Annotated in this window: 10 protein-coding genes; 3 read left to right on the top strand and 7 right to left on the bottom strand. The window is 61.3% G+C overall.

The window, feature by feature from the left end:
- The first annotated feature begins 177 nt into the window (after positions 1–177).
- Genes HU765_RS15180 through HU765_RS15170 form a run of 3 tightly spaced genes read left to right on the top strand, consistent with a single transcriptional unit; the run spans position 178 to position 3,395 of the window.
- A complete protein-coding gene (locus tag HU765_RS15180) occupies positions 178–633 on the top strand; it encodes a (2Fe-2S)-binding protein (RefSeq protein WP_186621480.1) in 456 nt (151 codons plus the stop codon).
- 22 nt (positions 634–655) lie between these two features.
- Complete coding sequence (locus tag HU765_RS15175; protein ID WP_186621478.1) at positions 656–2,815, top strand: xanthine dehydrogenase family protein molybdopterin-binding subunit; 2,160 nt, start codon at positions 656–658, stop codon at positions 2,813–2,815.
- 1 nt (position 2,816) lies between these two features.
- Positions 2,817–3,395: a hypothetical protein gene (locus HU765_RS15170; protein ID WP_186621476.1), complete on the top strand. Its 579-nt coding sequence runs from the start codon at positions 2,817–2,819 to the stop codon at positions 3,393–3,395.
- Between the two features lie 124 nt (positions 3,396–3,519).
- Here the strand turns inward: HU765_RS15170 and HU765_RS15165 are convergent, their stop codons facing one another.
- The 7 genes from HU765_RS15165 to HU765_RS15135 all read right to left on the bottom strand — a co-directional run bounded on the left by HU765_RS15165 (position 3,520) and on the right by HU765_RS15135 (position 14,979).
- Complete coding sequence (locus HU765_RS15165; RefSeq protein ID WP_186621474.1) at positions 3,520–6,636, bottom strand: hypothetical protein; 3,117 nt, start codon at positions 6,634–6,636, stop codon at positions 3,520–3,522.
- Positions 6,637–6,783: 147 nt separating this feature from the next.
- Complete coding sequence (gene fabI / locus HU765_RS15160) at positions 6,784–7,578, bottom strand: enoyl-ACP reductase FabI (RefSeq protein WP_007906751.1); 795 nt, start codon at positions 7,576–7,578, stop codon at positions 6,784–6,786.
- 19 nt (positions 7,579–7,597) lie between these two features.
- Positions 7,598–9,208, bottom strand: coding sequence for an ABC transporter ATP-binding protein (locus tag HU765_RS15155; RefSeq protein ID WP_186621471.1), 1,611 nt, complete (start codon positions 9,206–9,208; stop codon positions 7,598–7,600).
- Position 9,209: 1 nt separating this feature from the next.
- Positions 9,210–10,229, bottom strand: coding sequence for an ABC transporter permease (locus HU765_RS15150; protein WP_007910587.1), 1,020 nt, complete (start codon positions 10,227–10,229; stop codon positions 9,210–9,212).
- Position 10,230: 1 nt separating this feature from the next.
- The gene (locus HU765_RS15145; protein WP_186621470.1) at positions 10,231–11,304 is read right to left on the bottom strand and encodes a microcin C ABC transporter permease YejB; all 1,074 of its coding nucleotides are present in this window, start codon (positions 11,302–11,304) and stop codon (positions 10,231–10,233) included.
- 4 nt (positions 11,305–11,308) lie between these two features.
- Positions 11,309–13,150, bottom strand: a complete 1,842-nt coding sequence (locus HU765_RS15140) for an extracellular solute-binding protein (protein ID WP_186621469.1) — start codon at positions 13,148–13,150, stop codon at positions 11,309–11,311.
- Positions 13,147–14,979 carry an extracellular solute-binding protein gene (locus HU765_RS15135; RefSeq protein ID WP_186621468.1) on the bottom strand — a complete coding sequence of 611 codons (1,833 nt, stop codon included), beginning with the start codon at positions 14,977–14,979 and terminating at the stop codon, positions 13,147–13,149. The genes HU765_RS15140 and HU765_RS15135 overlap by 4 nt, the downstream gene beginning before the upstream one ends.
- Positions 14,980–15,262: the final 283 nt, after the last annotated feature.

The following is a 15,262-nucleotide window of genomic DNA, read 5'->3' as shown; positions in this document are numbered from 1 at the left end:
TGCCCGCGAAGGCGTCCTGCCAGGCACCACAGGCCTTTGCATGACCGCTGGTCACAACGTCTCGCTTGCTGTGCAAATTAGGCTTTGCTGAAAGGGATAAGCACGGGTGTGCGTAGGCTTTGCGGCCACAGCGACGCCCCTTCAGCACACCGTGAGTCTGAGGAAATCCCCCCCCCGATGCTGACCCTCAATATCAATGGCAAGGATCAAGACCTCGATGTTCCGGCGGACATGCCACTGCTCTGGGTCCTGCGCGATGTCGCGCACCTGACCGGGACCAAGTTCGGTTGCGGCATGGCCCAGTGCGGTGCCTGCACCGTGCATGTCGATGGCGCGCCGTTACGCGCCTGTATCACCCCGGCCACTGCGGTTGCCCACGGCCAGAAGATCCTCACCATCGAAGGCTTGTCTACCGACGGTTCGCACCCTGTGCAACAAGCCTGGGCTGAACTGGACGTGGTGCAGTGCGGTTACTGTCAGTCCGGGCAGATCATGTCCGCCGCCGCACTGTTGGCGAAGATCCCCAACCCCACCGACAGCGATATTGATCAGGCGCTCGCCGGCAATATCTGCCGCTGCGGCACCTATCCGCGCATTCGCGCGGCGGTCAAACGCGCTGCGCAAATCGGCTGATTCACTCTGTGGGAGGTAGACGATGAATTCTGTATCGCGTCGTGGGTTTCTCAAGGGCAGCGCCGTACTGAGCGGCGGCCTGATGGTGGCGTTCATGGTGCCCGTGGCCCATCGTTTTGCCCGGGCGGCGGAGAATGAAAGCAAGGTCTTCGCGCCCAATGCGTTTTTGCGCATCGCGGCGGACAACAGCGTCACCGTGCTGCTCGGCCATTCGGAAATGGGTCAGGGCATCTGGACTGGCCTGACCATGCTGATCGCCGAAGAGCTGGACGCTGACTGGTCGAAAATCCGCGTCGAACACTCGCCAGCCTCGGCGGCGGACTACGGCTTGCCGGCGTTTGGCGGCATGCAGATTACCGGTGGTTCGACTTCGACCTGGATGGAGTTCGACCGCTATCGACTGGCCGGAGCGACGGCGCGGCAGATGCTGGTGGAAGCCGCAGCGCAACGCTTCGGCGTGGCGCCGTCGGCGGTTCGCACCGAGTCGGGCGTGCTGATCGCGGGGGACAAGCGCGCCACCTACGGCGAACTGGCCGATGCCGCCGGGCAACTGCCGGTGCCCGACCCGAAAACCATCACGTTCAAGCAAGCCACGGACTGGAAAGTCATCGGCAAACCGACCAACCGCCTCGATACTCCAGAGAAAATCACCGGCCGCGCCAAATTCGGCATGGACGTGCAGTTCGAGGGTCTGATGACCGCGATGGTCGCCCGTGCGCCGGTGTTTGGCGCCACGGTGAAATCCTTCGAAGGCGCCGCAGCGCTGGCGATTCCCGGTGTGCACAAAGTGCTGCAGGTGCCCAGCGGTGTCGCCGTGGTGGCCGAGCATTTCTGGGCGGCAAAGCTGGGCCGCGATGCGCTGAAGGTCGATTGGGATCTGGGACCACTCGCCGACATGAGCAGTGAAAAGCTGCTGGAGAGTTTCCGCAAACTGGCGACGACGCCGGGCACCACCGCCACACAGGCCGGGGACGCCAAGGCCGGTTTCGGCAAGGCCGCGAAGAAAATCGATGTCGAATACAGCGTGCCGTATCTGGCCCACGCGCCGATGGAACCGCTCAACTGCACGGTAAAAATCAGCGCCGGCAAATGCGAAATCTGGACCGGCACGCAATTTCAGACGCTGGACCAAATGGTTGCCAGCAAGATCACCGGCCTGAAACCCGAGCAAGTCGAGATTCACACCGAATTCCTCGGAGGTGGTTTCGGTCGGCGGGCCAACCCGACCTCGGACTTTGTCGCCGAAGCGGTGCAAGTGGCGAAAGCGGCGGCCCTGCCGGTGAAAACCGTGTGGGCGCGCGAAGATGACATTCGCGGCGGCTATTACCGTTCGATGTACCTGCATCACGCCCGAATCGGGTTGGGCGCCGATGGCCTGCCGATGAGTTGGCAGCATGTGCTGGTGGGCCAGTCGATCATGGCCGGGACGATGCTCGAGGCGGCGATGGTCAAGAACGGCATCGATGCGACCTCGGTCGAGGGCGTGGCCGACAGTCCCTACATCAAGGATCTGGCCCATCATCAGGTTGAACTGCACTCGCCGCAGACCGGCATCAATGTGCTGTGGCTGCGGTCGGTGGGACACACCCACACCGGGTTCGTCATGGAGTCGCTGATCGATGAACTGGCGACAGCGGCGGGCAAGGATCCGGTGGAATACCGGCGCACGTTGCTCAAGGCGCACCCGCGCCATCTCGGCGTGCTCAATCTGGCGGTGGAGAAGGCCGACTGGGGCGCACCGTTGCCGGAGGGCCATGCCCTCGGTGTGGCTGTGCACGAGTCATTCGGCAGCTACGTGGCCCAGGTCGCCGAGGTGTCCCAGGACAATCTGGCGATTCGCGTGCATCGGGTGGTCTGCGCGGTGGACTGCGGCATTGCGGTCAACCCGCGGAGCATCGCCGCGCAGATGGAATCGTGCATCACTTTCGGCCTCGGCATGGCGCTGCACAGCAAGCTCACCGTCAAGGACGGCGGCGTGGTGCAGTCCAACTATCACGATTATCAGGTGCTGCGGCTCAACGAAATGCCGGTGGTGCAAGTGCACATCGTTCCCAGCAGCGAGAAACCCGGCGGCATCGGCGAACCCGGTGTGCCACCCACGGCGCCGGCCGTGGCCAACGCGGTATTCGCCCTGACCGGGCAACGCCTGCGCGAGCTGCCACTGCAGCTGTCGGGGGTGTGAGATGACACGACATCTTGTGTTGGGCACCGTGGTGTTACTGGGCCTCGGTGGCTATGCCCCGGACCTGTTTGCAGAGGATCAAGAGGCGTTGAAAGCTTTCGGCACGGTGCAGAAAGTCTTCCAGAGCCCGCGTTGTCAGAACTGCCACATTCCCGGCGATGCGCCGTTGCAGTTCGACGCTGGCAGCCCCCACGCGATGAATGTGGTGCGCGGCATGGACGGCAAGGGCGCTGCCGGTTTGCCCTGCGCCACCTGCCACGCCGAGAGCAATCCGCCGGCCAGTTATGGCCCCCATGCGCCCCCGGGCGCGCCGCACTGGAGCTTGCCGCCGGCGGCGCACAAAATGGCCTGGATCGGCCTGCCGCCGGACAAACTCTGCGCAATGATCAAGGACCGCGCGAGCAACGGCGACCGCGACTTTGCTGCACTGATCAAACACGTCAGCGAAGACAAATTGGTGCTCTGGGGCTGGAACCCCGGGGCAGGGCGCGCGCCGGTGCCGGTGCCGCACGACATTTTCGTCGCGCAATTCAAACTTTGGGCCGATGCGGGCGGGCCGTGTCCGGTGGCGCACATGTGAGTCACGGCGATTTGACGCTGCGTTCAATCCATGACTGCCCGGCGCGTGGCTTGGCCGCGGTCCGCAGTATTCACCAATCCCAACGCCGGAGCGCCAGCCGAGTCAACGCAGTGTCGGCCGGGGTTCAGTGTTTGGGCGGGCTCAGCATCTGGTAAAACTTCAGCCATTTCTCATGACTGCCTGCGGCATTTTCCAGAGCCGGCGCGAGCAATGCCTCTTGCAAGGCTTTTGTTTCGTAGGCGTCGAACAGATGCCGGACGGCGGTGCTGGCGATGGCGTTGACCTTGTTCGACGCAAAGGTGTCGGGCACGGGGACGTATGGCTGTTGCTCCAGTGGCGCGCCTTCAATGTCGAGGCGCGTGATGAATGCCTTGCAACTCGCGTTATTGCTGGCGAGGGTTCCATGCCGGTAAGCCTCGGCGTCAAAGGGCAGCAACTTCGCCGCCTCGTTCTCGGCAGAGGGCGTCAGCAAACTAATGTCGATATCACGGCGCAAGACCACTTTCGACTGGCGGGTGAAAACCTCGAACACTCTGGACGGCTTTCCGTGCAGCAGCGCAAGGATTCCAAAGGGCGCGACGGTAGCGTTCTTGTCTGCGGTAGTCGGCAGTGGTCGCAGGGCAAGCAATTCCAGCGCGTAAACTTCAACATCGAGCCTCTGCCCCAGCGGCAACAGGCAGAAGGCTTCCTTGATCAACGCGGTGTGGGCGTCTTTCATTTGCGTGAGGCGGGCGCCGAGTGCCGCATGGAAAAGCGTCGGCACATGACCAAGGCTGGTCAACGATGTGAGCATGGGTGCCAGCTGCAGTTGCGCAGTGCTCGAGTGCCAGTCCTGCAGGTCGCCTGACAGTTTGCCGGCCAGGTGAAGCTCACTCAACGAGTAACACGGTGCCGAGGTTTCATCGTCTGTGGCTGAAACAAATAGCACCTGTTCTTTCAAGTGCGGATTGTCGGCAAAGACGTTGCGCAGGTCCTTCAGGGCGATGGTCTCAGGCGTTGGCCGCGCCGTCAGGAAAGCCCGGCGGCACAGTCCGTTCAGGCGCCGGTTATGCTCGCGATAAGTGCTGTCGGCCTGCTTCAGCGTGGCGGCGTCATACACCGTGACCGGACATTCGGCATCACGCTGGATCAGCCCTCTGGCAACCGCCCAGTCGACAATGAGCGAGGCGCAGGGCTCGCTGCGCACGAATGTGTAGAAGTCCGCAGGCGCCGGCCCCTTCGTCAGGCCGTTCAGTAGCTCGAACGACATCAGGCGCGACACACCCGGTAAACGGCTTTCGATATACAGCACGACCTGTTTGAACCTGACCCAGCGCCGACAGCTCATGTAAGGCAGCGAGGACGGGATGTCGCGGATCAGAAACTCCGGTGCGATACCGGACAACAAGAGATGGGTTGCCAGGGTCTTGTTCCTGGTCCGCGCCAGATGAAATTGCTGGTCAATGAGCCGGCGTATCTCGTTATAACTTTCGCCCCAGAAAAAGCTGTCTTCCAGGCGTTGGTCAATGATGCGGTGCACATCCTCACCGGCGCTCGGCTCCAGACTGAGAATCAACGCAGCGAGCAGCAGGCGGTCGCGATTGGTGGCCAGAAGGCGTTTGTTCTGCGCCGGCGGCGCGATGTGTTCGAGCAACTGGTTGCCCAATGACTGAGCCCGTGGCGTGATCAGGATGCGGCTGATCAGCGAATCGGCTTTCGCCTTAAGGGTTTCGAGCGGCAGATCGGTATCGACGCCTTCACTGAGGTAATCGATCAACGGTGGGGCGTCTGTGGGCAGGAACGTTCGGGTGATATCGATAATCTGCTGACGTTGCCCGGTGCTAAGACGTTCGGTGCTGGTGCCCGGCAGACCTAACAGATACCAATGGTTCATGTGACCGGGACGCATATGCAAGTTGATCTTGTTCCATTTCGCCAGGGAAAGGGCTTGCTGGACCGTCCCGGGCAGCGGTAGCTGGTAAAAGCGCAGCATTTGCCCCAGCGTGACCGTCCCGCTGCTGCGCAAGGCGCCGCCTGCCTGGCGAGCCTTGGTTTTGAGCCGGTCGCGATAGAGTTTCAGATCGGCGTGCTTTTCAACCTGCGATGTCAAAGTCACCCAGCCTCGTTCGCTGGCCGTGCCAATTTGCCCGGATTCGGTCAAGAGCAGGGGGCTGTCGGCGGGTAATGCGAGCTGCTGCAGAATGAGCTGAAAGGCCGCTTTGGACCTGAGCATTTCCAATTCCTGCTTGCCTGCCGCGATCCACTGCGCCAGTGCCGAATCCGGATGAGGTTCACTGAACTCCGCGTAGTCGATCCCTGCGGTGGGCTCCTTGTTCCAGCTCAGCGCTTCAAGACGCCGAACAATATGCCGACCGTCTTCGAGATCGGCAAAACTCTCGCGATAGCTGCGAATGGGCGCGCCGGTCTGCACGTAATCACTGACGTAGGGCAATGGCGGCCAGCTCTGCTGCCGCAGTCGTTGCGCAAGTGCTGTGGCCTGCGTGGCGTCTTCCGGCACAGGCAGTTCGTAGCGGCCCAGGAGCTCGCCGAGCTTGAAGCGAGGACCACCGCGGGTAGCGGACACTGACGAGGAGTTCAGCGTTACGGGGGTGTCGGCGAAACCGCGCTGCTCGAAGGGATCGCTGATCAGCACGCGCTCATCGATCAGGTTGGCGATGGCCCGCAAATCCTCCAGTTGAGCGTTGCGCTCCTTGACCACCGCCGAGCGGGTGTGACCGTTTTCATCAAGGCTGGCCAGGCCGCTGGCCTTGAGTTCAGCGACGATGATCCTGGCCTGAACCGCGTTTTGCGGCTCCGGGTAACCGTAGAACGCCAGCACCACTTGCCGTGGAAACCGATACAGTGGGTTGGCGGATTTACCGCCGATGTACGGCAAGCCCAGCCCGGCAGGATCGATACGCTGGGAGATCGACAACAGCATCGGCGCCATCTGCCACCAGCCGGAGTCATCTTCCAGGGTAAAGGTGCGCACGCCCGTGGTGCCGTTAGACGGGATCTGCGCTTGCAGGGTGTCGCCCTTGATCTGCAAAGTGTCCAGATCGATATGGAAGCGGCTGGCCCAGTCCAGAAATTCAGGCCGTTCCAGCGCGGTCCAGTAAAGCTCCATCCATTCGCGCAGCAGGCATGGCCGGGGCACCTCCAGCGTGCGTGTCGAGTCGGCGGCGGTGACCACCGGTACAGCGGTCAATTCCGCGATGAGGTTCTGGATCAGCGTCTGTTCATGTACCGGTATATCGTTCATCTGCGCCTCCTTGGCGGCTCATTAGCAGCAAGCGCCGAGTATCGAAGCGAGGGCAGGGGCGGTGGTGGTATCCATGTAGTGCAGTGACTTTTTTCCAGGCATGAAAAAACCCGCCGGATTGGCGGGTTTTTTATGGCTACACGAAGATCACTCTTCGATGTTGCCCATCGCAGTGGTGTTGAAACCGCCGTCGACGTACATGATTTCACCGCTGATGCCCGACGCCAGGTCGGAGCACAGGAAGGCGCCGGCGTTGCCGACTTCGTCGATGGTGACGTTGCGGCGCAGCGGAGTTTGCGCTTCGTTGGCGGCCAGCATCTTGCGGAAGTTCTTGATGCCGGAAGCGGCCAGGGTGCGGATCGGACCGGCCGAGACGCAGTTGACGCGGGTGCCGTCCGGGCCCAGGGAGCCGGCCAAGTAACGCACGCCGGCTTCCAGCGAAGCCTTGGCCATGCCCATCACGTTGTAGTTCGGCATGGTGCGCTCGGCGCCCAGGTACGACAGGGTCAGCAGGCTGCCGTTGCGGCCTTTCATCATTTCGCGACCGGCCTTGGCCAGGGCGACGAAGCTGTAGGCGCTGATGTCGTGAGCGATGCGGAAACCTTCACGGGTGGTGGCTTCGGTGAAGTCGCCGTCCAGTTGATCGCCCGGGGCGAAGCCGACGGAGTGGACGATGCAGTCCAGGCCGTCCCACTTCTTGCTCAGCGCTTCAAAGACCTTGGCGATTTCTTCATCGCTGGCCACGTCGCACGGGAAGCACAGCTCAGGGCTGGAGCCCCAGCCTTGTGCGAACTCTTCGACACGACCCTTGAGTTTGTCGTTCTGATAAGTGAAGGCAAGCTCAGCGCCCTCGCGATGCATGGCGGCAGCGATGCCGGATGCGATGGACAGCTTGCTGGCGACACCGACGATCAGTACGCGCTTACCGGCGAGAAAACCCATGTGTTGCTCCTCTTTCAGGTTATTGCGCAGTGGCTGGTGCCAGAAAAGCGGCTTCCAGCAACTGCTGTGTATACGGATGTTGGGGGGCGGCAAAGATACTTTGCGCGTCTCCCTGTTCGACCACTTGGCCATGCTTGACCACCATCAACTGGTGGCTCAGCGCTTTGACGACAGCCAGGTCATGGCTGATGAACAAATACGTCAGGTTGTACTTGGCTTGCAGTGAACGCAACAGCTCCACCACTTGCCGCTGCACCGTGCGGTCGAGGGCCGACGTCGGCTCGTCCAGCAGGATCAGCGCCGGTTTCAGCACTAGGGCCCGGGCAATGGCAATTCGCTGCCGCTGCCCACCGGAAAATTCGTGGGGGTAGCGGTGCCGGGTGTCCGGATCCAGACCTACCTCCTTCAATGCCGCAATGATCGCCGCTTCCTGTTCGGTCGCGGTGCCCATCTTGTGTATCCGCAGGCCTTCGCCAACGATGTCATTGACGCACATCCGTGGGCTCAGGCTGCCAAACGGGTCCTGAAACACCACCTGCATCTCCCGGCGCAACGGGCGAACCTCGTTCTGCGTCAGGCAGTCTAGCTGCTTGCCTTCAAAGCGGATCGCGCCTTTGCTGCCAATCAGCCGCAAAATCGCCAGACCCAGGGTGGATTTGCCGGAACCGCTTTCACCCACAATCCCCAGGGTTTGACCCTGAGGCAGGCTGAAATTGATGCCGTCCACTGCCTTGACGTAATCCACCGTGCGCTTGAGCAGGCCTTTCTTGATCGGGAACCAGACTTTCAGGTCCTCGACTTCGAGCAGCGGCGCGCCGATTTCATTGCTCGCCGGGCCGCCGCTGGGCTCCGCGCCGAGCAATTCCCGAGTGTACGGATGCTGTGGCGAACGGAACAGCTCTGCGCACGATGCCTGTTCGACGATGCAACCGCGCTGCATGACACATACGCGATGCGCAATTCTTCGCACCAGGTTCAAATCGTGACTGATCAGTAGCAGCGACATGCCCAGGCGAGCCTGAAGTTCCTTGAGCAAATCGAGGATTTTCAGCTGAACGGTCACGTCCAGCGCAGTGGTCGGTTCGTCGGCAATCAACAATTCCGGCTCGTTGGCCAGCGCCATGGCGATCATCACTCGCTGACGCTGACCGCCGGACAATTCGTGGGGCAGGGCCTTGAGGCGTTTGTGCGGCTCGGGGATGCCGACCATCTCCAGCAGCTCAAGTGTGCGCCTGGTTGCGACTCTGCCGCTGAGGCCCTTGTGGATACCGAGCACTTCGTTGATTTGCTTCTCGATCGAGTGCAGCGGATTGAGCGAGGTCATCGGCTCCTGGAAAATCATCGCGATGCGGTTGCCGCGAATATGGCGCAGGGTCTTTTCGCTCAAATCCAGCAGATTTTGCCCGGCGTAATTGATGCTGCCGGCTGGATGGCGGGCGATCGGATACGGCAGTAAACGCAGGATCGAATGCGCCGTCACCGATTTGCCCGAACCCGATTCGCCGACCAGCGCCAGGGTCTCGCCGCGCTTGATGTCGAAGCTCACACCCTCGACCACGCGGTGCACGCGCTCGCCGAAACCGAACTCGACGGCGAGGTCGCGCACTTCGATCAGATTGTCCTGATTCATTTCACTTCCTCGGGTCAAAGGCATCGCGAGCAGACTCGCCGATAAACACCAGCAAACTCAACATCAGCGCCAGCACGGCAAACGCGCTCATACCCAGCCACGGCGCTTGCAGGTTGGATTTGCCTTGGGCAACCAACTCACCCAGCGACGGGCTGCCGGCCGGCAAGCCGAAGCCGAGGAAGTCCAGCGCAGTGAGCGTGCCGATGGCGCCGGTGAGGATGAACGGCATGAACGTCATGGTCGAGACCATCGCGTTGGGCAGGATGTGGCGGAACATGATCGCGCCGTTTTGCATGCCCAGCGCCCGGGCGGCGCGCACGTATTCAAGGTTACGACCGCGCAGAAATTCGGCGCGGACCACATCGACCAGGCTCATCCACGAGAACAGCAGCATGATCCCCAGCAGCCACCAGAAGTTCGGCTGGACGAAACTGGCAAGGATGATCAGCAGGTAAAGCACCGGCAGCCCTGACCAGATTTCCAGAAAACGCTGCCCGGCCAGATCGACCCAGCCGCCGTAGAAGCCCTGAAGCGCACCGGCAATCACGCCGATGATCGAACTGAGCACGGTCAGGGTCAGGGCGAACAGCACCGAAATGCGGAAACCGTAAATCACCCGCGCCAACACATCGCGGCCCTGATCGTCGGTGCCCAGCAGGTTGTCCGCCGAGGGCGGTGCCGGTGCGGGGACTTTCAGGTCGTAGTTGATGCTCTGGTAGCTGTAGGGAATCGGCGCCCACAGCACCCACGCGTCCTTGGCCTTGAGCAGTTCGCGGATGTACGGGCTCTTGTAGTTGGCTTCCAGCGGGAATTCGCCGCCGAAGGCGGTTTCCGGGTAGCGCTTGATCGCCGGGAAGTACCAGTTGTTGTCGTAGTGCACGACCAGCGGTTTGTCGTTGGCGATCAGCTCGGCGCCCAGACTCAGGCCGAACAGAATCAGAAACAGCCACAGCGACCACCAGCCACGCTTGTTGGCCTTGAACAGTTCGAAGCGGCGGCGGTTGAGAGGGGACAGGTTCATCTCAATGCTCCCGGCTTGCGAAGTCGATGCGCGGATCGACCAGGGTGTAGGTGAGGTCGCCGATCAGTTTCACCACCAGTCCGAGCAGGGTGAAGATGAACAGGGTGCCGAACACCACCGGGTAGTCGCGGTTGATCGCCGCTTCAAAACTCATCAGGCCGAGGCCGTCGAGGGAGAAAATCACTTCCACCAGCAACGAGCCGGTAAAGAAAATGCCGATGAAGGCCGAAGGGAAACCGGCAATCACCAGCAGCATGGCGTTGCGGAACACGTGGCCGTACAGCACGCGATGGCGGGTCAGGCCTTTGGCTTTGGCGGTGACCACGTACTGTTTGTTGATTTCATCGAGGAAGCTGTTTTTGGTCAGCAGGGTCATGGTCGCGAAGTTGCCGATCACCAGCGCGGTCACCGGCAGCGCCAAGTGCCAGAAGTAGTCGAGGATCTTGCCACTCAGGCTCAGCTCATCGAAGTTGTTCGACGTCAGGCCGCGCAGCGGAAACCAGTCCAGATAGCTGCCGCCGGCAAACACCACGATCAGCAGGATGGCAAACAGAAACGCCGGGATCGCGTAGCCGATGATGATCGCCGAACTGGTCCAGACGTCGAAGTGGCTGCCGTGCCGCGTCGCCTTGGCGATCCCCAGCGGGATCGACACCAGGTACATGATCAGCGTGCTCCACAGCCCCAGCGAGATCGATACCGGCATCTTCTCCTTGATCAGGTCGATGACCTTGGCGTCGCGGAAGAAGCTGTCGCCAAAATCCAGCTGCGCGTAGTTCTTGACCATGATCCACAGGCGTTCCGGGGCCGATTTGTCGAACCCGTACATGTGCTCGATTTCCTTGATCAGCGCCGGGTCCAGCCCCTGCGCGCCGCGATAGGAGGAACCTGCCACCGCCACCTCGGCACCGCCGCCGGCAATGCGGCTGGTGGCGCCTTCGAAGCCTTCAAGCTTGGCGATCATTTGCTCGACCGGCCCGCCGGGCGCGGCCTGGATGATCACGAAGTTGATCAGCAGAATGCCGAACAGGGTCGGGATGATCAGCAGCAGTCGCCGAAAAATATACGCCAGCATCTGATTACTCCGTGCCCGCAGGGTCGGCTTGCAGTTGGGTTTCGACTTCTACGGCAGGCTTGGCGTCAGGCTTGACCCACCAGGTGTTGATGCCAATGTCGTATTTGGGTGAGGTTTTCGGGTGGCCGATGTGGTTCCAGTACGCCACGCGCCAGCTCTTGATGTGCCAGTTCGGCACGACGTAATAGCCCCATTGAAGCACGCGGTCCAGCGCGCGGGCATGGGCCACGAGACTTTTGCGCGAGTCGGCGTTGATCAGGTCTTCCACCAGTTGATCGACGATCGGATCCTTCAGGCCCATGCTGTTGCGGCTGCTGGATTTGTCGGCGGCGGCGCTCATCCAGTATTCGCGCTGCTCGTTACCGGGTGAGTTGGACTGCGGGAAGCTGCCGACCATCATGTCGAAGTCTCGCGAGCGCACACGGTTGATGTACTGCGAAACGTCAACGCGGCGGATCACCAAATCGATACCGAGGTCGCTGAGGTTGCGTTTGAACGGCAGCAGCACGCGTTCGAATTCGGTCTGGGCGAGGAGAAACTCAATCACCACCCGTTTGCCGGTGGCGTCGACCATCTTATCGTCGACAATCTTCCAGCCGGCCTCTTGCAGCAGTTGGTAGGCCTCGCGTTGCTGGGCGCGGATCATGCCGCTGGCGTCGGTTTTCGGATTCTCAAAGGCTTCGCTGAACACCTGCGCCGGCAGTTTGCTGCGGAACGGCTCGAGGATCGCCCGTTGCTCGGCGTCGGGCAGGCCGGTGGCGGCCATTTCCGAATTCTCGAAATAACTGCGGGTGCGCACGTAGGCGCCGTTGAACAGTTGCTTGTTGGTCCATTCGAAATCGAACAGCAGACCGAGCGCCTGGCGCACGCGCACATCCTGAAACACCGGGCGGCGCAGGTTGAAGACGAAACCCTGCATGCCGGTCGGGTTGCTGTTGGGGATCAACTCCTTGATCAAGCGGCCCTCGGTGACGGCGGGAACGTTATAGGCGTTGGCCCAGTTTTTTGCAGCCATTTCCAGCCAGTAATCGAACTGCCCGGCCTTCAACGCTTCGAGAGCGACGGTATTGTCGCGGTAGTAATCGGTGGTCATCGTGTCGAAGTTGTAGAAGCCACGGTTGACCGGAAGGTCCTTGCCCCAATAATCCTTGACCCGCTCATAACGCACCGAACGCCCGGCCTTCACCTCGGTGACCTTGTACGGGCCGCTGCCCAGCGGGATTTCCAGATTGCCCTTGTTGAAGTCGCGACTGGCCCACCAGTGTTTCGGCAGGACCGGCAACTGACCGAGGATGAGCGGCAGTTCGCGGTTGTTGCTGTGCTTGAACTTGAACAGGACTTTGAGCGGGTCTTCGGCGACGGCTTCGGCGACATCGCTGTAATAGCCGCGAAACATCGGCGAACCTTCTTTGGTCAGTGTCTGGAAGCTGAACACCACGTCCTCGGCGCGCACCGGGTGGCCGTCATGGAAACGCGCTTCGGGGCGCAGATAGAAGCGCACCCAACTGTTGTCCGAAGCTTTCTCGATCTTGCTGGCGATCAGGCCGTATTCGGTAAACGGCTCGTCGAGGCTGTGCCTGGTCAGGGTGTCGTAGATTTGCCCGATGTCATCGGCGGGCACGCCTTTGCTGATGAACGGATTGAGGCTGTCGAAGCCGCCGAACCCGGCCTGACGGAACACGCCGCCCTTGGGCGCATCGGGGTTCACGTAATCGAAATGCTTGAAATCGGCGGGGTATTTCGGTGGCTCGTTATACAGGGTCACGGCGTGTTGCGGGGCGGCACAGGCCAGCCCGGCGAACAGCAAGCCGCTGGCCTGCACGAGCAGGGCGCGGATAGGGCTCATCGATCTTTCTCCGAAGACTTCAGCCACCACGCGCTCAGGCCCAGGGTATAGGGCGGCGTGGTGACAAAGGCCAACCGGTTACGGTAGGCCAGACGGTGATAATTGAGGTACCAGTTGGGAATGCTGTAATGCTGCCAGAGCAGCACACGGTCGAGCGCCTTGCCGGCGGCGACCTGCTCGTCGCGGGTGCGCGCGGCGAGCAACTGTTCGAGCAGGTGATCGACCACCGGATTGGCGATACCCGCGTAGTTCTTGCTGCCCTTGACCCCGACCTGGCTGGAGTGGAAGTACTGCCATTGCTCCAGACCCGGGCTTAAGGTCTGGCCGAGGGTCATCGAGACCATGTCGAAGTCGAATTGATCGAGGCGCTGTTTGTATTGCGCGCGATCGACGGTGCGCAGGCGCGCGTCGATGCCGATGCTGTTGAGATTTTCGATATACGGCTGGTAGAGGCGCTCCAGGTTCGGGTTGACCAGCAACAGCTCGAAGCGCAGTGGTTGGCCGTGCGCGTTTTGCAGGCGTTGACCGTTGAGCTTCCAGCCGGCTTCGGCGAGCAGTGCCAACGCCTTGCGCATGCTTTCGCGCGGGATGCCACGGCCGTCGGTCTGCGGCAGCGTAAACGGCTCGGTGAACAGCTTGGCCGGGAGCTGATCCTTGTACGGCTTGAGCATCAGCCATTCATGCCCGACCGGCAGGCCGCTGGCACTGAATTCGCTGTTGGGGTAGTAACTGGTGCTGCGTTTATAGGCATCGCTGAACAACGCGCGGTTGGTCCACTCGAAATCGAACATCAGACCCAGCGCTTCGCGAGTCTTGACGTCGGCAAAGGTCGCGCGGCGAGTGTTCATGAACAGGCCCTGACTCTGGGTCGGGATCCGATGAGGAATCTGCGCCTTGATCACCTCGCCGCGGCGGATGGCCGGAAAGTTGTAACCATTGACCCAGTTCTTGGCCTGATGCTCGATGTAAATGTCGAACTCACCGGCCTTGAAGGCTTCGAAGGCCACGTCGCTGTCGCGGTAGAACTCGACGTCCATGCGATCGAAATTGTACTTGCCGCGATTGACCGGCAAATCCTTGCCCCAGTAATCCTTGACCCGTTCGAAAATCAACTGGCGTCCCGGTGTGACCGAGGTGATGCGATATGGCCCGCTGCCCAGCGGCGGCTCGAAGGTGGTGGCCTTGAAGTCGCGATCCTTCCAGTAATGCTGAGGCAGCACCGGCAACTCGCCCAGGCGCAGGATCAATAGCGGATTGCCCGAGCGCTTGAACACGAAGCGAATGCGCTGTTTGTTGAGAATGTCGACCCGCAGCACTTCCTGCAGGGCGGTGCGGTACAGCGGATGGCCGTCTTTGAGCAGCAGGCGGTAGGAAAACGCCACGTCGTAGGCGGTAATCGGCGTGCCGTCGTGAAAACGCGCCTCGGGACGCAGGTTGAACACCACCCAGCTGCGATCTTCGCTGTACTCCACCGATTGCGCGATCAAGCCATAGCTGGACGCCGGCTCATCGCCGGAGGGCGAATATTGCCCGGTGCCAACCATCAGCGGCTCGTTCAGCTCGTTGATGCCGTACTGGAGGAAATTCGCCGTGGTGACCGGGCTGGTGCCCTTGAACGTGTAGGGGTTGACCGTATCGAAGGTGCCGAACGCCATTACCCGCAAGGTGCCGCCCTTGGGCGCTTGCGGGTTGACCCAGTCGAAGTGGGTAAATCTGGCCGGGTACTTGAGCGTGCCGAATTGCGCATAACCGTGGCTCTCGGTAATCGTCGCGCTTGCGGGTGAGCTCAAGGCCAGGCTGATCAGCAGCAGGAGGAGGGGACGCTTCAAGTCAGATCTGATCCAGGCGGCTCGGGCTTTGTGGGCCGTACAGTAACAGCTTGTCTGGACAGGAAAAAGATGTGGGTTAATGCCGGGTTAATCGCTACACGATGTTGAGCCGATTTTGTTCCTGTGGTGAGAGGATTTATCTGTGGCGAGGGGATTTATCCCCGCTGGGCTGCGCAGCAGTCCCTTCTTCAAGATGCAGAAACGGGCCGCTGCGCGCCCCAGCGGGGATAAATCCCCTCGCCACAGTGTTCCGCCTGGCACAAAGCAATCGGCAATAAAAAGC

The organism is Pseudomonas sp. SWRI81, assembly GCF_014268545.1.
GTDB classification, from domain to species: Bacteria; Pseudomonadota; Gammaproteobacteria; order Pseudomonadales; family Pseudomonadaceae; genus Aquipseudomonas; species Aquipseudomonas hamedanensis.
The sequence above is the reverse complement of the archived record's forward strand: the minus strand, read 5'-3'. Positions and strand labels throughout refer to the sequence as shown.